At 65.7% G+C, this 18617-nt stretch carries 20 protein-coding genes; 9 read left to right on the plus strand and 11 right to left on the minus strand.

Annotated features, from left to right (window positions below; translation table 11 throughout):
• A partial coding sequence (locus DU475_RS17830) for an NAD(P)(+) transhydrogenase (Re/Si-specific) subunit beta (protein WP_164632880.1) occupies positions 1 to 313 on the plus strand: 313 nt, incomplete at its 5' end.
• A gap of 183 nt (positions 314 to 496) precedes the next feature.
• Here the strand turns inward: DU475_RS17830 and DU475_RS17835 are convergent.
• Complete coding sequence (locus DU475_RS17835; RefSeq protein WP_013504045.1) at positions 497 to 871, minus strand: VOC family protein; 375 nt, start codon at positions 869 to 871, stop codon at positions 497 to 499.
• A gap of 203 nt (positions 872 to 1074) precedes the next feature.
• Between DU475_RS17835 and DU475_RS17840 the strand changes: the two genes are divergently transcribed.
• Together DU475_RS17840 and DU475_RS17845 are read left to right on the plus strand one after the other, a co-directional pair.
• Entirely contained in the window at positions 1075 to 1362 is a 288-nt protein-coding gene (locus DU475_RS17840; protein WP_013504044.1) for a cupin domain-containing protein, read from the plus strand.
• 146 nt (positions 1363 to 1508) lie between these two features.
• Positions 1509 to 2240, plus strand: a complete 732-nt coding sequence (locus tag DU475_RS17845; RefSeq protein ID WP_164632881.1) for a hypothetical protein — start codon at positions 1509 to 1511, stop codon at positions 2238 to 2240.
• 158 nt (positions 2241 to 2398) lie between these two features.
• On the opposite strand, the gene rpsU is transcribed toward DU475_RS17845, so the two are convergent.
• From rpsU to purE, 3 genes are all read right to left on the minus strand, one after another.
• Positions 2399 to 2662, minus strand: a complete 264-nt coding sequence (gene rpsU / locus DU475_RS17850; RefSeq protein WP_013504042.1) for a 30S ribosomal protein S21 — start codon at positions 2660 to 2662, stop codon at positions 2399 to 2401.
• Positions 2663 to 2818: 156 nt separating this feature from the next.
• The gene (locus tag DU475_RS17855) at positions 2819 to 3919 is read right to left on the minus strand and encodes a 5-(carboxyamino)imidazole ribonucleotide synthase (protein ID WP_047308350.1); all 1101 of its coding nucleotides are present in this window, start codon (positions 3917 to 3919) and stop codon (positions 2819 to 2821) included.
• The gene (gene purE, locus DU475_RS17860) at positions 3916 to 4404 is read right to left on the minus strand and encodes a 5-(carboxyamino)imidazole ribonucleotide mutase (RefSeq protein WP_013504040.1); all 489 of its coding nucleotides are present in this window, start codon (positions 4402 to 4404) and stop codon (positions 3916 to 3918) included. The genes DU475_RS17855 and purE overlap by 4 nt, the downstream gene beginning before the upstream one ends.
• A gap of 153 nt (positions 4405 to 4557) precedes the next feature.
• Here purE and DU475_RS17865 point away from each other — a divergent pair, with 153 nt between their 5' ends.
• Positions 4558 to 5286, plus strand: a complete 729-nt coding sequence (locus tag DU475_RS17865) for a diguanylate cyclase domain-containing protein (RefSeq protein ID WP_164632882.1) — start codon at positions 4558 to 4560, stop codon at positions 5284 to 5286.
• Here DU475_RS17865 and DU475_RS17870 read toward each other — a convergent pair.
• Complete coding sequence (locus DU475_RS17870; protein WP_041808064.1) at positions 5276 to 5482, minus strand: YdcH family protein; 207 nt, start codon at positions 5480 to 5482, stop codon at positions 5276 to 5278. The genes DU475_RS17865 and DU475_RS17870 overlap by 11 nt on opposite strands.
• A gap of 356 nt (positions 5483 to 5838) precedes the next feature.
• Between DU475_RS17870 and DU475_RS17875 the strand changes: the two genes are divergently transcribed.
• The gene (locus tag DU475_RS17875) at positions 5839 to 6021 is read left to right on the plus strand and encodes a YdcH family protein (protein WP_013504037.1); all 183 of its coding nucleotides are present in this window, start codon (positions 5839 to 5841) and stop codon (positions 6019 to 6021) included.
• A gap of 699 nt (positions 6022 to 6720) precedes the next feature.
• Here the strand turns inward: DU475_RS17875 and DU475_RS17880 are convergent.
• Positions 6721 to 7821 carry an NAD(P)/FAD-dependent oxidoreductase gene (locus DU475_RS17880; RefSeq protein ID WP_164632883.1) on the minus strand — a complete coding sequence of 367 codons (1101 nt, stop codon included), beginning with the start codon at positions 7819 to 7821 and terminating at the stop codon, positions 6721 to 6723.
• A gap of 169 nt (positions 7822 to 7990) precedes the next feature.
• Here DU475_RS17880 and DU475_RS17885 point away from each other — a divergent pair, with 169 nt between their 5' ends.
• Positions 7991 to 10666, plus strand: coding sequence for a sensor domain-containing protein (locus DU475_RS17885; RefSeq protein ID WP_205524444.1), 2676 nt, complete (start codon positions 7991 to 7993; stop codon positions 10664 to 10666).
• 41 nt (positions 10667 to 10707) lie between these two features.
• On the opposite strand, the gene DU475_RS17890 is transcribed toward DU475_RS17885, so the two are convergent.
• The 5 genes from DU475_RS17890 to DU475_RS17910 all read right to left on the minus strand — a co-directional run bounded on the left by DU475_RS17890 (position 10708) and on the right by DU475_RS17910 (position 15350).
• Positions 10708 to 11661, minus strand: coding sequence for a carbon-nitrogen hydrolase family protein (locus tag DU475_RS17890; RefSeq protein WP_164632885.1), 954 nt, complete (start codon positions 11659 to 11661; stop codon positions 10708 to 10710).
• Between the two features lie 11 nt (positions 11662 to 11672).
• Positions 11673 to 12296, minus strand: coding sequence for a flavin reductase family protein (locus tag DU475_RS17895; protein WP_246700351.1), 624 nt, complete (start codon positions 12294 to 12296; stop codon positions 11673 to 11675).
• Between the two features lie 296 nt (positions 12297 to 12592).
• Positions 12593 to 13648 carry an ABC transporter substrate-binding protein gene (locus tag DU475_RS17900; RefSeq protein WP_164632886.1) on the minus strand — a complete coding sequence of 352 codons (1056 nt, stop codon included), beginning with the start codon at positions 13646 to 13648 and terminating at the stop codon, positions 12593 to 12595.
• Positions 13649 to 13651: 3 nt separating this feature from the next.
• Complete coding sequence (locus DU475_RS17905; RefSeq protein ID WP_052960586.1) at positions 13652 to 14506, minus strand: ABC transporter ATP-binding protein; 855 nt, start codon at positions 14504 to 14506, stop codon at positions 13652 to 13654.
• A gap of 10 nt (positions 14507 to 14516) precedes the next feature.
• The gene (locus DU475_RS17910; protein ID WP_164632887.1) at positions 14517 to 15350 is read right to left on the minus strand and encodes an ABC transporter permease; all 834 of its coding nucleotides are present in this window, start codon (positions 15348 to 15350) and stop codon (positions 14517 to 14519) included.
• A 261-nt stretch (positions 15351 to 15611) separates the two neighbouring features.
• Between DU475_RS17910 and DU475_RS17915 the strand changes: the two genes are divergently transcribed.
• The 3 genes from DU475_RS17915 (at position 15612) to DU475_RS17925 (ending at position 18545) form a co-directional block, all read left to right on the plus strand.
• Positions 15612 to 16388 carry a TrmB family transcriptional regulator gene (locus tag DU475_RS17915; RefSeq protein ID WP_013504029.1) on the plus strand — a complete coding sequence of 259 codons (777 nt, stop codon included), beginning with the start codon at positions 15612 to 15614 and terminating at the stop codon, positions 16386 to 16388.
• A 100-nt stretch (positions 16389 to 16488) separates the two neighbouring features.
• A complete protein-coding gene (locus DU475_RS17920) occupies positions 16489 to 17634 on the plus strand; it encodes an ABC transporter ATP-binding protein (RefSeq protein ID WP_164632888.1) in 1146 nt (381 codons plus the stop codon).
• Entirely contained in the window at positions 17631 to 18545 is a 915-nt protein-coding gene (locus DU475_RS17925; protein ID WP_164632889.1) for an ABC transporter permease, read from the plus strand. The genes DU475_RS17920 and DU475_RS17925 overlap by 4 nt, the downstream gene beginning before the upstream one ends.
• Positions 18546 to 18617: the final 72 nt, after the last annotated feature.

Genomic DNA, 18617 nt, shown 5'->3' on the forward strand with positions numbered 1-18617 from the left:
AGCCAACGTGCCGTACGACGAGGTGTTCGAGCTCGAGGACATCAACTCGGAGTTCGCGCAGGCCGACGTCGCGTTCGTGATCGGCGCCAACGACGTCACCAACCCGGCGGCCGAAGAGGATCCGACCTCGCCGATCTACGGCATGCCGGTGCTGCAGGTCTGGAAGGCCGGCACCGTGATGTTCATCAAGCGGTCGCTCGCTTCCGGTTACGCCGGCATCGACAACCCGCTGTTCTATCGTGACAACACCATGATGCTGCTCGGCGACGCCAAGAAGATGACCGAGAACATCGTCAAGGCGATGGCGCACTAACCGCCGACGCCCTGCCAGAAACGAAACGCCCGGCCGCAAGGCCGGGCGTTTTTGTTTGGGTCCAGACCCACTATCCACGTCATGGCCGGGCTCGTCCCGGCCATCCACGTCTTGCTGCGCGTCGATGCCGAAAGACGTGGATGCCCGGCACAGGGCCGGGCATCACGGAGGTTGGTGTAAGCCTCACATCCGGTGCATCACGCAGAGCTTGTTGCCGTCGGGATCGCGCAGGTAAGCGAGGTAGAGCTTCATGTCGCCCATCGCGCGGATGCCGGGCGGGTCTTCGCAACTCGTGGCGCCATTGGCGACGCCGGTGGCGTGCCAGGCGTCGGCCTCTTCCTGAGACTTCGCCACGAACCCGATCGTGCCGCCGTTGGCGGCGGTCGCCGGCTCGCCGTTGATCGGCTTGCTGACTGCGAAAGTGCCGGTCTTGGTGCGATAGAAGATGCGATGACGGTCGACCATCGCCGGCGCGATGCCGAGCGTGCCGAGCAGCTTGTCGTAGAAATCCTTCGCCGCTTCGAGATTGTTGGTGCCGATCATGACGTGTGAAAACATGGCGTTTCCCGTGTGCTCCTTGGCGTTTTCACCCTGAGGGTGCGCGCCGACTATACCGTCAGCCGCCCATCTGGCGATACCGTCCGCACACCGCTGCGCTGATTGTGCGCATGGCCCCGGCGTCGGATCGCCGGATGTCGGGCCGGCCGATCAGTGGTATCGGTCGATTGGTTGGCAGTGCTCTCGCCCGGAGAAAGAACGTCATGACGGTTGCGGCAAAATCCGAAATTCAGATCGATAACGCCGAAGTGCGGGTCACCGAGTGGCGGCTGCCGCCGGGGTCGGCGACTGGCCATCACACTCACGGCATGGACTACGTCGTGGTGCCGATGGCCGATGGCGAGATGACCATCGTGGCGCCGGATGGCACGCGGTCGATCGCTCAGCTCAAGGCCGGCCGGTCCTACGCTCGCAAGGCCGGTGTCGAGCACGACGTTCGCAACGAATCCGCCGCCGAAATCGTGTTTCTCGAGATCGAACTGAAAGCTTGAACTCTCGAAAAGTGGCCGCCCCCGCGGCCCCGTAAACCGCTTGGTGGCGCTCGAGTATACGCGCTCCGGTGCCACCGATCGGTCGCAGTTGATCCCTCAATCAGCCTCAAAGTTCCAGCATCACCTTTGCTGGTAAGAGGCCCGCCATGCTCAAATTCATCACCGAAAAACTTCTCGGGCAGATTCTGCCGTCGGTGGTCGCGACCGTGATCGCTGCTTACGTCGTCAATCAGTATATCGTCGCCAGGCCCGATGCGCCTCCTGCCGCCGCGCAGCAAGACGCCGCCAAGGCGGCCAAGCCGGCCGAGCCGGTCGCCGCCACGATGGCGCCGGAGCCCGCCAGGAGCGAGCCGGTGAAGAGCGAGCCGCTCAAGGTCAAGCTCGGCACCGACAAGGAGAAGCCCGCCAAGAGCGAGCCGGCCCGCGATCCCAATCAGGTGCTGCGCGCCGCTGTCGAGCGGCTGCGTGCGTCCGCCCCGGCCGAGGCCCCGCGCCTCAAGGAAGTGAGCGGTCGCGCCCCGGAGCCGTTGAAATCGCCGGAGCCGCCGCTACGGGCGCAGGAGCTGCCCCGGCTGCAGGAGACGACGCGCGTCGCCGCCCCGGCACTGCCGCCTGCGGTCAACGTCGCGCCCGGCAATTCGTCGATCGTGCCCAATGCCAATGTGTCGGCGACAGCCGCGTCGGTCCCGGTCAGCATCCGTCCGGCCGCCGCCGCCGATCTGAGCGACGGCGATCAGCGCCGGCCGACCCCCCCGGCCGATATCCCGGCAGCTCGCGCGGAGTCGTCGGGTGAGGGCGCTGCCGCCCGCAAGCCATCGGTCGCAGAGGATGTGCTGTTCACCGCGAAGTCGGTGATCCACTCGGTGCTGCCGCGGTAAGGACGCAGGCGTTATACACACCAGGAAATGCCCGGGCTCGTCTCGGGCATTTTGTTGTCTGCGGACCGCAAGATGCGGCGATCGGAGCAGCAACGAAAAACGCGAGCCCGGGGCCCGCGTTCTTCAAATTCAGTTCGGTTCGTCGCCGAAAGGCGCGATTAGCGCGCCGCCGCGGCCGGACGGCGGTCCGCGCCGAAAGCCGGCTTCGGCTTGCTCGGCAGCAGGCCTTCGCGCTGCAGCTTCTTGCGGGCGAGCTTGCGGGCGCGGCGTACGGCTTCCGCCTTCTCGCGCGCCTTCTTCTCGGACGGCTTCTCGTAATGTCCGCGCAGCTTCATCTCGCGGAAAATCCCCTCGCGCTGCATCTTCTTCTTCAGCGCCTTGAGGGCTTGATCGACGTTGTTATCGCGAACGAGAACCTGCACGCGGCATCCTCTTCAGAGTGATCGGATCGGAATTTATCGGATTAGGCGGGGCCGACAACGGCCAGGCCCTCCACCTAGAGGGCGCCCATGTACCAGATCGGGCCGGCAATGTCCACCTGACACGACAATTAAGTTCTGCAACGTTGGTCGGTTCCGTCAGCGTTTCGGAGGCTCGACCACAGTGACGTGGCCCATCTTGCGACCGGGGAGCGCGTGACGCTTGCCGTACAAATGCACCGTCGCACCGGGAACTGTCAGCCAGCGACCATAGTCGTGGACGTCGTCGCCGATCAGGTTGGTCATGGTCACCGCACCGTGGCGCACCGGTTCGGCCAGCGGCCAGCCGGCGATCGCGCGGATATGCTGCTCGAACTGCGACACCGAGGCGCCGTCCAGCGTCCAATGGCCGGAATTGTGCACCCGGGGGGCAATCTCGTTGACCAGCACTTTCGTGCCGTCGGCGGCCGGCACCACGAACATCTCGACCCCGAGCACGCCGACATAACCGAGGGCGTCGGCGATCGTCTTGGCGATCTGGCGGGCCTCGTCGGCGACGGCGTCGGCGATTGCGGCCGGGACCTTGGAAACCTTCAGAATGTGGTCGCGGTGCTCGTTCTCGGTGACGTCGTAGCTCACCACCTGACCGTCCGCGCCGCGTGCCGCGATCACCGAGATCTCCCGCTCGAACGGGACAAAAGCTTCGAGAATCGCGGCGCGGGTTTCGAGGCTGGCCCAGGCGGCTTCCGGATCGTCGCCCGGGCGCAGCATCATCTGGCCCTTGCCGTCGTAACCGAACCGCCGCGTCTTCAGCACCGCAGGCAGGCCGAGCCGGGCCACTGCGTCGCGCAGCGTCTGCGGCGAAGTAACGTCGGCATAGGCGGCGGTGCCGATTCCCAGCCTGGTGACGAAGTCTTTCTCTGCCAGCCGGTCCTGGGTGGTCTCCAGGATGGTGTGGCTCGGCAGCACCGGCTTGCGCGCCGCCAGCACCAGCACGGCGGAGGCCGGGACGTTCTCGAATTCATAGGTGATGACGTCGACCTCGGAGGCGAACGCTTCCAGCGCCTCGACATCGGCATATTCGGCGCAGGTGGCGTTCTGCACCACGTCGAATGCCGGCGAATCCGGGTCGGGTGAGAACACCTGGCATTTCAGCCCGAGTCGCGCTGCGGCCAGCGCCAGCATCCGGCCGAGCTGACCGCCGCCGAGGATGCCGATGGTGTCGCCGGGCTTCAGCGGTTCGCGATGGGATTCGCTCACGCTGCGCCCTCCGGACGGGCGGCTACCGAGTCGGTCTGCGCCTTGCGCCAGGCCGCCAGCCGCGTCGCCAGCGCCGCATCGGTCAGCGCCAGCACGCTTGCCGCCAGCAGCGCTGCATTGACGGCACCGGCCCTGCCGATCGCCAAGGTGCCGACCGGGATGCCGGCCGGCATCTGCACGATCGAGTACAGCGAATCCAGTCCCGACATCGTCTTGGACTCCACCGGCACGCCGAACACCGGCAGTTCGGTCAGCGCTGCGGTCATCCCCGGCAGATGCGCGGCCCCGCCGGCGCCGGCGATGACGATGCGGTATCCGGATGCCTTGGCGCCTTTGGCAAAGGCGTAAAGGCGATCGGGTGTGCGGTGCGCGGAAACGATCTGGGCGTCATGGGCGATATCGAGCGCGGTCAGGGTGTCGGCGGCGTGCCGCATCGTCTCCCAGTCCGACTGGCTGCCCATGATGATCGCGACGGGAGCTGTCATTAAATCGAGTCTTTCGAGCGATTCTGTCGAGAATCCAGAAGTATAGGTGGGAATCGGCGAGCCGCCTGCGGATCGCGGCCAACGCGCCGGGAATGCACTATCCTTTCTTGGTGAACAGCGGCAAGTGTTGTGGCGAATCTTCGGCTGATTCTGATGAAAAAGAAGCCCGTTCGCCCTGCAAAGCCCCGCCGTCCCGCCGATCGGCCGGCCGCCAAACCGGTCGCCAAGAAGCGCAAGCTGCCGCCGGCCGGGCCGCGTCAGGCTTCAGCCTTGCCCCGGGCCCGGGTCGCGGAGGGGAGGCTCCCGGCCGATCCGCAGGCCAAGATCCGGCGCCTGAAGGCCCAGCTCGCCGCTGCGTTGGCGGAAATCGACCTGCTGCGCGCCTCGGCCGAAACCGACTTCCTGCTCGGCATCGCCAACCGCCGCGGCTTCGAGCGGGAGCTCGGCCGGGCGCTCGCCTATATCAAGCGCTATGGCGCCAGCGGCGCGCTGATCATGCTCGATGTCGACCGCCTCAAGCCGGTGAACGATTCGCTCGGCCATGCCGCCGGCGACGTGGTGTTGAAGGCGGTGACCGAGGCGCTGCTGAGCCATGTTCGCGCATCCGACCTGATCGGCCGGCTCGGCGGCGACGAGTTCGCCTTGCTGTTGTGGAATCTCGGCGAGGCGGACGCGCATGCGAAGGCGTCTGTGCTGGAGGCCGCGGTCGATGCGCTGGCGATCCGCTACGGCGACCGGACGATCGCGGTCGGGATTTCCGCAGGTGTGGCGATGCTGAAGCCGGAGATGGACAGCGCCGCTGCGCTCGAGGCTGCCGACCGTGCGATGTATGCGCGCAAGGCTGAACGCCGGGCCGCCTCCGGCGCGCCGCTCAGGCGATGATGTCGGGCGTGATCTGATCTTCGATGAAGGAGATGCGATCGCGCAGTGCCAGCTTTCGCTTTTTCAATCGCTGCAGCCGCAACAGATCGGGTGCCGGCGAATGATGCAGCGCATCGATCGCGGCGTCGAGATCGCGATGCTCTTGTTGCAGTCTGGCCAGCTCGGCACCGAGGTCGCCCTCGTCTTCGTCGGTCATGATCAGTGTCGGCTTGAACCGGCTCACGAACTGAAGGCCGGTTGCGGAGGAATGTCGATCAGTTCGGCGTCATTATCGCCTTTGCGGCGTTGCGAGCAAGCGGCGCCGTTCCGCATTGCGCCGAGTACGACCTTCGTCAGGTGAATAATCCCGGGATGGGGTCGGTGAATTGCCGAATGCACGCGGTTTGCTCGCATCCTCGGGTGTTTCCGAGGCACATGGACGAGCTCGAATCATTTCAAGTCGGCCGCGAAATTATGACGCGCGTATTTCAAGACCTATCGACAGAAGCCACCAGAGATGTACACTTCTTCGTCCGGATGGAAACTCAGTCTCACCAATAGAGGAGGTTTCGTATGGCAATTCAGGCACATCTCGTCGAACTGGAACGCAAGCACAAGGTTCTGGAGAACGAATTGCACGACGCTCTCGCCCATCCCTCCACGGACGATACGCGTATCGCCGATCTGAAACGCCGCAAGCTGATGGTTCGGGATCAAATCGTGAAGCTGAAGCAGACCACCACCAGCCTCCACTGAACTTCCTCACCGCACTGCAACAAAGCTGAGCCGGCGCTCTTCGTGCGCGATGCACGTCAGGCGCAAGGTACAGCCTGCGGGATTCTCGTTCGCCTCTGACGCCGAAGAGCCTTCCGGGCGGCGCCAGAGGGACTTGAGCGATCCCGATCTGACTGCGATCTGCGCCGGTCATGCCGTCCCGATGAGGCGACGTGATCGGCAATCGCCGAGATGAAGGTCATCTCGTGGTCCAATGCCGCTGATGGACCGAACCCCAAAGCCTCAAAAGAAGCCGAATCCAAGAAGGCCGAATGCCGAAAAGGGGGACTGATCACTCATCCCCTTGCGCGCAGGGCGTGGACCTCGCCCCGAAATCCTCACCCCGAAATCCTCATAGTGAAATCATGTATCGACTGAAGCCGATGCGGATCGCTTCGGACGGTCTGCGCCGCCGGTGGCAGACACGATGCCGGCGTCAGGATCGACGCCACAGCCACACAGCCGCCGACGACGCAGCGTCATTTGGTCGACAACACGTCTTTGAACCGTTCCCACTGCTTGGCGGTGAAGCGCACAAACTGGACCTGCTCGATCGGAAGATGATCGCCCGCCGTGGTCGGACTTTGAGGCCCGGCAGCAACATCGGCAGCTCCAGATCCTCGATCGAAAGCGCCAGCTTCATGATGTTGTCCCGACACAGATCGTTGCGCGGATCTCCGATCAGCCGGTGAGATCGGCGACATGGTCGGCAATCGCCAAAGAGGCGGTCAGGCCGGGCGATTCGATCCCGAACAGGTTGATCAGCCCGGCTACCCCGTGCTCGGCGGGGCTTTGCACCACGAAGTCCTGCACGGCGACCGCCGGCGGCACGATCTTCGGTCGGATGCCGGAGTAACCCGGCGACAACGCGCCGTCCGGCAGATCCGGCCAGTATTTGCGGATCGCCGGATAGAACCGGGCCGCGCGGGCGGGGTCGACCACGTAGTCGATCTCGTCGATCCATTCGACATCGGGCCCGAACTTGGCCTGACCGCCCAGATCCAGCGTCAGATGCACGCCGAGCCCGCCCGGCTCCGGCACTGGATAGATCAGGTGCGTAAACGGCGCCCGCGCGCTGCAGGTGAAGTAGTTGCCCTTCGCGAGATACGCCGTCGGCACCAGTTCCGGCGGCATCGTGGCGATCGTGCGCGCCACCGCGGGGGCACCGAGGCCGGCCGCATTGATCAGCAGTCGGCAGCCGAGGGTCATCGGCGTCTCGCCGCCGATCTCGAGCACCAGAGATCCACCTTCGCGGCGCGCCGACAGCAGCGGCGCGTGAAACGCGAACGCCGCGCCGGCCGCTTCGGCGTCGCCACGCAGCGACAGCATGTAACCGTGACTGTCGACGATTCCGGTCGACGGCGACAGCAGCGCCGCGACACAGGCGAGCGCCGGCTCGATCGCCTTCGCTTCGGTGCCGTCGAGCACGCGCATGTCGTCGACGCCGTTGGCGGCGGCGTGGGCGCGGATCGACTCCAATTTGTCGGCTTCCGCCGCGTTGGTGGCGACGATCAGCTTGCCGCAACGCCGGAAGGCGACGCCGTGGTCGGCGCAGTAATCGTACAGGGCGTGCCGGCCGGCGACGCAGAGCCGCGCCATCAGGCTGCCCGCCCGATAGTAAATCCCGGCATGGATCACTTCGCTGTTGCGGGACGAGGTTCCGGTGCCGATCGATTCCGCGGCCTCGACCACGATCACTTCGCGGCCCTGCTGCGCCAGCTTCCGCGCGATCGCCAGACCGACCACGCCCGCGCCGACCACGACGCAGTCAACTTCTTCCATCACTCGCACTCTTGGTTGGTGATCCTGTCCCGAGCGGAGCTTATGACGGGGTTAACCATCCCGGGTCAATTGATGAAAATTGCCGCGTTACCACCCCGCCCGGCCGATGGTGTTTACATGTTCCAAAGGTCTCTTGCATCACACTCCGATTGCAATTTCTGGGTGTTCTATGGTGGCGTGGATTGGGAAGGCGGGTAGGGGCGCAGGATTGGCTGCGGTGACGACCGGTCTTCCTTCGGGTGCGATCGCGGCAGAGAATCTTGCCCCGCCGAGCTATTTGGGCGGAAGCGAGCCGGAGGTCGTCTGGGGACTGCTGATCGGCGGCCTGGTCGTCGCGTCGTTCATGTGCGCGATCGCGCTGTGGGCGACCTCGATGCTGCGCAAGCAGCGCCGCGCCCAGCGCCGCAAGAACATGCTGGTCGATTCCGTGCTCAACAAGCTGCAGCAGGGCGTCGTGATCGCGGACGCATCCGGCCGCATCGTGTTCTGCAACGATCGCTACCTCGAGATGTATCGGCTGACTCGTGCCGAGGTGCCGCGCGGCCTGCACGGCCGCGAATTGCTGACGCTACGCCGCGCCCGCGGCATGCTCGATGTGTCCAACGACGACTTCTACCGGAACGCCGGATTGCCGGGCGGCTACGTGTCCGAGCTTCCCGACGGGCGCTGCATCCAGGTCAAATTCTCCCGGCTCGCCAACGGCGGCACGATCGCCACCCATGACGACTGCAGCGAACTGCGCCGGGTCACCAGGGAGCTCTCCACCACCAAGCAATTCCTGGAATCGGTGATCGACAACATTCCGGTTTGCGTCGCCGCCAAGACCATCGACGACGGTCGCTACATCCTGGCCAATCGCGCGTTCGAGACGTTGTCGGGCCTGAGCCGCGACCGAATCATCGGATCCACCGCCGACGATCTGTACCCGCCGCGTTCGGCCGCAAACATCCGCGAGGCGGACCGGAGCGCGCTGAAATCCAGCGCTGGCTCCGACACCTCCGAGCTCACCGTCGAGATCGGGCAAGGCGAGCGCGTTCTCGCCAGCAACCGCGTGGTGGCCCGCAACGAACGCGGAGAGCCGGAATTCCTGATTGCGCTGTTCGAGGACGTCACCAACCGGCGCGCGCTGTCGATCGAACTGGAAAAGACCAAGCGGTTTCTCGAGCTGGTGATCGACAACATTCCGGTGGCGCTGACGGTGCAGAACACCGCGGACGGTCGCTACGTGCTCGCCAATCGCGGCGCGGAGATCATCTTCAACCGTCGCCGCGAAGACGCCACCGGGCTGACCACCGCCGAAATCTTCAACACCAAGGAAGCGCGACTGATCGCCGAGCGCGACGAACTGGCGATCCGCAAGGGAGGCCTGGTGGTCGAGGAGCATCCGATCTCGACCGCCGGCGGACTGCGCCTGTTCGTCACCCGGCGCATGACCGTCACCGACGAGGCCGATCAGGCGCACTATCTGATCAAGACCCATGTCGATGTCACCGACCGACGCCAGACTGAGGCGCGGATGGCCCACATGGCGTACCACGACGGCCTTACCGACTTGCCGAACCGTGATGCGTTCCTCAAGTCGCTGACCCAGATGATCGAGGCGTGCGACAATGCGGTCGACGAATTCGCCGTGCTCAGCGTCGACCTCGACGGTCTGAAGGAAATCAACGACGTGTTCGGCCACGCGATCGGCGACAAGCTGCTGGTCGAGGTGGCGCGGCGGATCGAATGGGCTGCGCGCGGCGGCGTGGTGGCGCGTCTGTCCGGCGACGAATTCGGCCTGATCATCGACGGCCCGCAGCCGGCCGCGGCCCGCGAACTGGCCAGCATGGTGGCGAAGGCGCTGGTCCCGGGCTTCGTCATCGACGGCAAGACGGTTCGGATCGGCGTCACCACCGGCATTGCGCTGTTCCCCGCCAACGGCACCGATGCGGCCTCGCTGCTCGCCAATGCCGGCGCCGCGCTGTTCCGCGCTAAGGCAAAAGCGCGCGGCTCGGTCACGGTGTTCGAGCCGGAGATGGACATGCAGATCCGCGACCGGCGGGTGCTGCATCAGGATCTGTCGAATGCCATCCGTAACGGCGAGATGTCGCTGTACTACCAGCCGCAGGCGTCGAGCACCAAGCGGGTCGGCAACAACGACATCGTCGGCTTCGAAGCGCTGACGCGGTGGCGGCATCCGACCCGCGGCTTCGTGCCGCCGAGCGAGTTCATTCCGCTCGCGGAGGAGAGCGGGCTGATCGTCGAGTTGGGCGAATGGATCCTGCGCGAGGCCTGCCGTCAGGCAGCGTCCTGGGCGCGTCCGTTGCAGGTCGCCGTCAACCTGTCGCCGGCGCAGTTCCTCAACACCGATCTGGTCGCCTTCGTCCATGGCGTGCTGTTGCAGACCGGGTTGGAGCCCGGGCGGCTGGAGCTGGAGATCACCGAAGGCGTGCTGATCGACGACTTTGATCGCGGCCTGTCGCTGCTGCGCCGGCTGAAGGCGCTCGGCGTCCGGGTGTCGATGGACGATTTCGGCAGCGGCTATTCCTCGCTGACCTATCTGCAAGCGTTCCCGTTCGACAAGATCAAGATCGATCGCGCCTTTATCATGAATCTCGGCCGCAATCCGCAATCGGCCGCGATCGTCCGCGCCGTGATCGGGCTCGGACACGGTCTCGGCGTGACGCTGGTGGCCGAGGGCGTCGAGACCCAGGATCAGCTCGACTTCCTGGTCGACGAGGCCTGCGACGCGGTGCAGGGCTATCTGATCGGCAAGCCGGCGCCGATCGATCAGTATCGCTGGCTGGTCGGGCTCGACCCGCTCGAAGACAGCGCTCCGGCGCGCGCACGCGAAGCGGGCTGATCGCCCGCCGTGTGCGGCGCGCTACGCTCGCTTGCCGCCGCTCAGGCGCCGCTGTCGCCAGCGCCAGATTTGCCGCCGAACGCCACCGGGGTCTGCGGCCGTTCGTCGACCTGCAGGGTGAACAGATCCGGTCGCGAATAGTGACCGACCGCATCGAAGTCCAGCGTCGCTCCGAGAATGTCGTCGGTGTCGATGTCCGCGGTCAGGATGCCCTCCTCGTCGAGCAGCGGTCCGGCGAGGATTTCGCCGAGCGGACCGACGATCACCGAACGGCCGTGCATCATCCACTCGTCGGGACCGGCCTCGATCCGACTGGCATAGTCGGCCGGGAAGTCCGAGCGCCGCATCACCTGGCAGGCGCCGATCACGAAGCAGCGGCCTTCCAGGGCGATGTGACGCATGGTGGCGATCCAGGTCTCGCGGTCGTCGGCGGTCGGCGCCGCCCAGATCTGCACGCCCTTGGCGTAGTAGGCGGCGCGCATCAGCGGCATGTAGTGCTCCCAGCAGATCGCGCCGCCGAGCCGGCCGTAGGGCGTATCGACCACCGTCAGGGTCGAGCCGTCGCCGAAGCCCCACACCAGCCGCTCCGAGCCTGTCGGCATGATCTTGCGATGGATGCCGAGCAGGCCGGTCGGCGCCAGATACAATGCCGTGCAATACAGCGTGCCGCCGTCGCGCTCGATCACGCCGACCACGGCGTGGATATCGTGCTCGGCGCAGGCGGCGACGAGCTGGTCGACCTCCGGGCCGGGGATGGTGATGGCGCCGCGGACGTAGCGGGCGAAATCCTCGCGGCCTTCCGGCGTGCGGCGACCGATCGCGCAGCCGAAATCGAGGCCCTTCGGATAGCCGCCGATGAAGGCTTCCGGAAACACCACGATCTTCGCGCCTTTGGCGGCGGCGTCGCCGAGCAACGCGACGGTGCGGGCGGTCGCGGCCGCGGCGTCGAACGGAACGGTCGTCGCCTGAACTGCCGCGACTTTCAACTTGGCCATTTGATGAGTCCTTATGATGCGGTGGTGGAGATGATCTGCGCATCCTGCCAGAGCGGACGGTCGAGATCGAACAGGTCGCGGGTGCGGGTGTAGGCGGAGGCGCCGTGCATCCGGCCGACCAGATCGAGCGCGGCGTGGTCGACGCGCGGGCGCTCCGGATCGCCGGTCAGGACGTGCTGAGCGTAGTGCGCGTGCAGCACCTCGCCGACCACCATTACCTGGCCGGGGCCGGTGTCGAGCCAGTGCGTCAGGCGACATTCGAATGCGACCGGAGAGGCGGCGATGCGCGGCGGGGCAATGGCGACGCTCGGCAGCGTCTCCAGCCCCGCGAGATCGAGCTCGTCGATCTCCGGCGGAGCTTCGACGCAGGTCGCGTTCATCGCCTCGACCAGATTGAATGGAACCAGATTGACGACGAATTCGCCGGTGGAGCGGATGTTGGCGGCGGTATCCTTCGGCGCGTCGGGCCGCGCCAGAATACCAAGCGCGACCACGGGGCGGTCGGCGCCGAACATGTTGAAGAACGAGTAGGGCGCAGCGTTGATGCAGCCGCCGGGCGCGCGCGTGACGACCCACGCGATCGGGCGTGGCATGATGGTCGAGGCGAGCAGGCGATAGCGATCAGCGCCGGACATCTGGGCGAAGTCGAAGTGGCGTTGAGGCTGTTCGACGCTGGCGAAGGGCTTGTCGCTCGGCCGATCTAACACATCGACCGGAGATGATATCAGCGTAGTACTCATCACGATCCTGCCACCGCGGCGCTGCGCGGGTGAAAGTCAGTTATCCGTCATGGCCGGGCTTGTCCCGGCCATCCACGTCTTTTTTGCGGTCCAAGCTGCAAGGCGTCGATGGCCGGCACGAGGCCGGCCATGACGAGGTTGAGAGACGTGCCAAAATCCATTGGCAGAAGGTTCGGACGTGATGGTCGTTCTCAGGCCCGGGTGATCTTCACGCTCTTCGGGTCGAAGCCCTGCGCAGCCGCTTCCTTGTCGACTGCGCTGGCGATCGTGGTGTCGACGAATTTGCTGACCTCCGGCACGCGCGGCAGCAGCTTGTTCTCGACGCCCCATTTGGCGAGCAAGTCCATCTTGGCGATTTGCGCCGGAGTCAGCGTCGCCTTGATGTCGGTGAACGACTTGGCGCTCCACGCCGGATCGTAGCTCGACGCCTTCTCCAGCACTTCGACCGGAATGTTCTTGGCGGGCTCCAGGGTGCGGAACCAGCCGTTGACCAGATCGTGGTTCTGGCTGGCGAAGAACAGCGCCTCGGAGTTCGCCTTCAGCATCCGCTTCAGCACCGCGGGGCGATCCTTGAAGAAACGGTTGTTGGCGGCCAGCACGATCACCGGCGTCACGTTCTGCGACACCACCTGGGCGTGGCCGGCGTTTTCGAAGAACGACACGAACGGATCGTAGGTGAAGAACGCGTCGATCCGCTGCGCGCCGACGGCGTCGGCGAGTTCGGCCGGGCCGACATTGACGAAGGTGACGTCCTTGCCCGGGACCAGCCCGGCCTTCAGCACGGCTTCCTGCGCGTTCTGGAATGCGGTGATGCCGAAGGTGCCGTAGATCTGCTTGCCCTTGAGGCCGGCGAGATCGGTGATGCCGGACTTCTTGGTGGTCAGTACCGCGGAGCGGAAGATCGCCTGCGACGACACCGTGGTCACCGGCGCGCCGATCGCCATCGTGGTGACGGCGGCGAAATCGGACAGCGTGCCGATATCGCCGGCGCCGGAGACCAGCGCCTCGGTGATCGCCGGCGAGGCGGCGAGCTGGATCATCTCCATCTTCAGGCCGTTACGCTCCGCGATGTCCGTGCGCATCAGCACATGGGCGATCTGGGCCGAGACGGTGGTGGTGTTGAACCAGCACATCTTGACGACGTCGCCTGCCTGCGCGTGCAGGATCGACGGTGCCGCGAGCGGCATGGTGGCGGCGAAGCCGGCGGCGAGCTGTCCGAAGCGGCGGCGCGATACGATGGTTGTCACGGTCTATTCCCCCTTTTGCCATTCAGGCTTCAGTGTCTCCCAAAGGTCTTTCACGGTGGAGACGAACCATGGATCGGAACGCATTTCGGCGGTGCGCGGCCGCGGCAGCGGCACCAGCACTTCGTCGCGCACCCGGCCGGGGCGCGGGCTCATCACCACGACGCGGTCGGCGAGGAACACCGCCTCGTCGATACCGTGGGTGACGAAGATCACCGTCTTGCCGGCCTCGGTGGAGATCCGGGCGATTTCTTCCTGCAGCAGCACGCGGGTCTGCGCGTCGAGCGCGCCGAACGGCTCGTCCATCAGCAGGATGTCGGGATCCGGTGCCAGCGCGCGGGCGATCGCGGCGCGCTGCTTCATGCCGCCGGACATCTGGTGCGGATATTTGTCTTCGAAGCCGGCGAGGTGAACGGTCTTGATCAGTGCGCGGGCGACTTCGGCGCGCTCGGCCTTCGGCATGCCCTTCGCCTTCAGGCCGAACTCGACATTCTGCTGCACCGTCATCCAGCCGAACAGCGCGTAGTCCTGGAACACGACAGTTCGCGAGGCGTCGGGTTTGCTGATCGGCTTGCCGTTCTGCAGGATCTGGCCGCTGGAGGCGGACTGGAAGCCGGCGATGATACCGAGCAGCGTCGACTTTCCGCAGCCCGACGGGCCGAGCAGCGAGATGAACTCGCCTTTCTTGATGCGCAGCGATACGCCGTCGAGTGCGATCACCGCCTGATGCGTCGTCTTCGAGTCATAGACTTTGCCGACGTTGCGGATGTCGATCTGGACATCGGCCGCTGCGGCGCGAGCGGCGGTCGCCGGCGCGGCGGCGGGGATGGCGGCTGTGGCCAATGCGATGTTTGCGCTCATGGTGATGCCCTCAGCTACGCTCGGAAGGAGCCCACGCATTCACGCGCCGCTCGATGCGTTCAAGGATCGCCGACATCGCAAATCCGATCAGTCCGATGGTCACCATGCCGGCGACGACGTTGTTGATCTGGAACAGCATGCGCGATTGCTGGATCAGGTAGCCGAGCCCGGTCTGGGCGGCGATCAGCTCTGCGGTGACGACGCACATCCAGCCGACGCCCAGCGCGATGCGCAGGCCGGGCAGGATGATCGGCAGCGAGGCCGGGATCAGTACGTCGGTGAAAAGCTGCCAGGGCTTGGCGCCGAGGCAGAGCGCGGCGTTCATCTGGTTGCGGTCGAGGCCACGGATCGCCGTGTAGGTGGCGATGAACACCGGGAACACCGCGCCGAGAAAGACCAGGAAGTAAGAGGCCGCGTCGCCGAGGCCGAACCACAGGATGGTGATCGGGATCCAGGCCAGCGGCGGGATCGGCCGCAGCGCTTCGATCACCGGCCGCACATAGTCCGACACCGTGCGCCACCAGCCGCAGAGCAGACCGAGGGCGAGCCCGACCACGCAGGCCAACAGAAACCCGACCGCAACGCGCTGCAGGCTGGCGCCGAGGTGCACCCAAAGTGAGCCGTCGAGCGCAAGATCCCACAGCGCTTCGGCGATCGCGACCGGCGACGGCAACAGGAAGCCGTCGACCAGATTGAGCTGGGTGATCGCCTGCCAGATCACGAAGAACGCCGTGAGGCCGACTGCGGCCCGCATCGGCCGCCCCGCAAAGATGTCCTGAATCATCGCGTACCGCGGCCTCATCGGTTCGACCGGCAGGCGGCCCGCATCGGCTTCCGCTTCCATCTGCAATCCTCCTTTGGTCGCGCTCTGTCCCTCGCGTGACGATCTACCTTGGAATATGTCGGATAAATCCGTCAATCCAGAAACCGGGCTGTAGCGGTATATAAATCGAGCAGAACCGCAAATTATCAGCTTAACTTGGCGTCATATGCTGGCCGATTGTGCAATGCAGTAGATTTCATGCCAAAATCATCGGATAAATCCGACAATAGACGTTGCGGCCGAGATCGGACATGGTCGGCGCGCTTCGGCGGTTGGGGGACAATGTTGGATATCGAAGGAAAACTGGCCCGGATCGGCATCACCGGGACGCTGTACAAGCTGTACCTGACCGCTGTCGGCCTTGGCGGTGCCTCGGTGACGGCGGTTGCGGCCAAGGCCGGGTTGCCGCGTACGACCGCACACGATGCGCTCGCCAAGCTGGAGGCCGAGGGGCTGGTCCGGTTCGTCGACCACGGTAAGCGGCGCTTCGTCGTCGCCCAAGAGCCCGGCATCCTGCTGGAGCGGCTGGAAGCGCGTCGGCAGATGCTGGAAGACGTGATGCCGGTGCTGCGCTCGATGTATCACCACGAGAGCGGCCAGCCCAACGTCCGCTTCCATCCCGGCCCCGACGGCATCCGCACCACGCTGTGGGACACGCTGTCCGGCGGCGACAAGGTGCTGCGTGCCACGCTGTCGATGCGCGAACTGATGGCCGAGCCGGGGCTGGAGGAAATGGAGCACTATCTGCAGGAGCGCGCCCGCCGCGGCATCTGGCTGCGGGTGATCCGCTCGGTCGAGCGCGACATCGCGCCGATCTGGCCGTCCAGCCAGGAATTGCGCCGCGAGCTGCGCTACGCGCCGCACGAACATACCCTGGCGATGACCTGTTTCATCTATGGCAACAAGGTCTGCCTGATCTCGTCCGCCCGCGAGAGCTACGGGCTGATCATCGACAGTGCGGAATTCGCCGCGTTCCAGGCCTCGATGTTCGACGCGATGTGGAGTCTCAGTACGCCGGATACCCAGCCGGCGATCCTGACGCCCGACGGCGAAGGATGAGCGAAGTACCGGCGTTCGCGACGGTTGAGTAGCGTGCGATAGGCCGCTACAGCTTGCGGTTCTGATCGAACCGGCCCGGAGCTGCAGAGACGCTGAGGAAATGACGGAGCACGCAGGATATCCCGCGCCGGCCGAGGTTGCCGGCGAGCCGCTGTTGCGTATCGAAGCCGTGGAGAAACGGTTCGGCGGCTTCGTCGCCGTCGACCGGCTGTCGCTGGACATCAAGGCGGGCGAATTCTTCGCGCTGCTCGGCCCCAGCGGTTGCGGCAAGACGACGCTGCTGCGGATGCTGGCGGGCTTCGAGACGCCGGATGCCGGGCGTATCCTGCTGAACGGCGTGGATATCGCCGCGGTGCTGCCGCACGAGCGCCCGGTCAACATGATGTTCCAGAACTACGCGCTGTTTCCGCACCTCAACGTCGCGGCCAACATCGCATTCGGGCTGAAGCGGGCCCGGCTGCCGCGCAAGGAGATCAAGGCGCGGGTCGCCGAGATGCTGGCGCTGGTCAGGCTCGAAGGGCTGGGCAAGCGTAAGCCGGATCAGCTCTCCGGCGGCCAGCAGCAGCGCGTCGCGCTGGCGCGGGCGCTGGCGCTGCGCCCGAAGCTGCTGTTGCTCGACGAGCCAATGGCGGCACTCGACAAGAAGCTGCGCGAAAGCACCCAGCTCGAACTGATCGCCCTGCAGAAGCGGCTCGGCATGACCTTCGTGATCGTCACCCACGATCAGCAGGAGGCGATGACGGTGGCCGACCGCATCGGCGTGATGCGCGCCGGCAAGCTCGATCAGGTCGCGGCGCCGCGGCAGCTCTACGAGGCGCCGGCCTCGCGCTGGGTCGCGGAGTTCGTCGGCGACGTCAACATGCTGGAAGGCAGCGTCGCCGGCCGCGATCACGGCCGCATCACCGTCGCGACCGGTGGGGCCGGCGAGGTTGTAGTGGCAGAGCCGCGCGAGGCGATCGAGGCCGAAGCGATCTGCGTGGCGATCCGGCCGGAGAAGATCAAGCTGTCGCTGCGCGGACCGGCCGCCGATGCCGGCCATGCCGACGCGATCAATCGGCTCGACGGTACCATCACCGACATCGGCTATGCCGGCGGCATGACCAGCTACAAGGTCCGACTCGATCACGGCGCGACGCTGCTTGCCGCGATGGCCAACACCACGCGGCTCGACGTCGACGCCTATCATGCCGGCCAGCACGTGGTGGCGTGGTTCTCGCCCGACGATTGCGTGGTGCTGACGCGATGAGCGGCCGCCGGATCTTCACCAAGCCGGCGCGGCTCGCGGCTGTCGCGCCTTACGTCTGGATGCTGCTGTTCTTCCTGGTGCCGTTCGGCTTCGTGGTGAAGATCGGCCTGTCGCACACTGCGATCGCCCAGCCGCCTTATACGCCGGTGTTCGACCTCGGCGCCGGCTGGGCGGCGCTGAAGGCGGCGTTCGGGGCGCTGTCGCTCGACAATTTCAGGCTGATCTTCGGCGACGATCTGTACCTGCTGTCGTATTTGCGCAGCCTGACCGTGGCCGCGGTGTCGACCGCGATTCTGCTTCTGATCGGCTATCCGATCGCGTTTGCGATGGCGCGGCTGCCGCGCGGCTGGCAGCCGCTGGCCATGATGCTGGTGATCGTGCCGTTCTGGACTTCGTTCCTGATCCGGATCTACGCCTGGATCAACATTCTGCAGCACGACGGCCTGCTCAACCAGCTCCTGCTGGCGCTGCACATCGTGTCGAAACCGGTGGTGTGGCTGTCGACCGACACTGCGATGTATATCGGCCTCGTCTACTCCTACCTGCCGTTCATGGTGCTGCCGCTGTACGCGACGCTGGCGAAGCTGCCGCATTCGCTGTCGGAAGCGGCCGCCGATCTCGGCGCCTCGCCGCGCCAGGCATTCTGGCTGGTGACGTTCCCGCTGTCGCTGCCCGGCATCGGCGCGGGCGTGCTGCTGTGCTTCATCCCGATCGTCGGCGAGTTCGTGATCCCGGACCTGCTCGCCGGCTCGACATCGCCGATGATCGGCCAGACGCTGTGGCTGGAGTTCTTCACCAACCGCGACTGGCCGGTCGCCTCGGCCCTCGCGGTGCTGCTGCTCGGCGTGTTGCTGCTGCCGCTCCTGATCTACGAGCGGGCGCAGCGGCGTCAGCTCGAAGGGAGGTCGTGATGGCGTTGCTGATGACAGACCTCACCGCGAGCGTTGCCTTCTCCCTCCCCCCTTGCGGGGGAGGGAGAAGGC

It is taken from the genome of Rhodopseudomonas sp. WA056 (assembly GCF_010906995.1).
In the GTDB taxonomy this organism is placed as follows: domain Bacteria; phylum Pseudomonadota; class Alphaproteobacteria; order Rhizobiales; family Xanthobacteraceae; genus Rhodopseudomonas; species Rhodopseudomonas palustris_G.

Bases quoted from the DNA above. Each gene is read 5' to 3' on its own strand.
- DU475_RS17870 (WP_041808064.1), bottom strand. From the start codon at position 5,482: ATGACCGACGAAGACGAGGGCGACCTCGGTGCCGAGCTGGCCAGACTG.
- DU475_RS17865 (WP_164632882.1), top strand. From the start codon at position 4,558: ATGAAAAAGAAGCCCGTTCGCCCTGCAAAGCCCCGCCGTCCCGCCGAT.
- DU475_RS17885 (WP_205524444.1), top strand. From the start codon at position 7,991: ATGGTGGCGTGGATTGGGAAGGCGGGTAGGGGCGCAGGATTGGCTGCG.
- DU475_RS17925 (WP_164632889.1), top strand. From the start codon at position 17,631: ATGAGCGGCCGCCGGATCTTCACCAAGCCGGCGCGGCTCGCGGCTGTC.
- DU475_RS17875 (WP_013504037.1), top strand. From the start codon at position 5,839: ATGGCAATTCAGGCACATCTCGTCGAACTGGAACGCAAGCACAAGGTT.
- DU475_RS17905 (WP_052960586.1), bottom strand. From the start codon at position 14,506: ATGAGCGCAAACATCGCATTGGCCACAGCCGCCATCCCCGCCGCCGCG.
- DU475_RS17915 (WP_013504029.1), top strand. From the start codon at position 15,612: ATGTTGGATATCGAAGGAAAACTGGCCCGGATCGGCATCACCGGGACG.
- DU475_RS17840 (WP_013504044.1), top strand. From the start codon at position 1,075: ATGACGGTTGCGGCAAAATCCGAAATTCAGATCGATAACGCCGAAGTG.
- purE (WP_013504040.1), bottom strand. From the start codon at position 4,404: ATGACAGCTCCCGTCGCGATCATCATGGGCAGCCAGTCGGACTGGGAG.
- DU475_RS17880 (WP_164632883.1), bottom strand. From the start codon at position 7,821: ATGGAAGAAGTTGACTGCGTCGTGGTCGGCGCGGGCGTGGTCGGTCTG.
- DU475_RS17920 (WP_164632888.1), top strand. From the start codon at position 16,489: ATGACGGAGCACGCAGGATATCCCGCGCCGGCCGAGGTTGCCGGCGAG.
- DU475_RS17890 (WP_164632885.1), bottom strand. From the start codon at position 11,661: ATGGCCAAGTTGAAAGTCGCGGCAGTTCAGGCGACGACCGTTCCGTTC.
- DU475_RS17845 (WP_164632881.1), top strand. From the start codon at position 1,509: ATGCTCAAATTCATCACCGAAAAACTTCTCGGGCAGATTCTGCCGTCG.
- DU475_RS17910 (WP_164632887.1), bottom strand. From the start codon at position 15,350: ATGGAAGCGGAAGCCGATGCGGGCCGCCTGCCGGTCGAACCGATGAGG.
- DU475_RS17835 (WP_013504045.1), bottom strand. From the start codon at position 871: ATGTTTTCACACGTCATGATCGGCACCAACAATCTCGAAGCGGCGAAG.
- DU475_RS17895 (WP_246700351.1), bottom strand. From the start codon at position 12,296: ATGTCCGGCGCTGATCGCTATCGCCTGCTCGCCTCGACCATCATGCCA.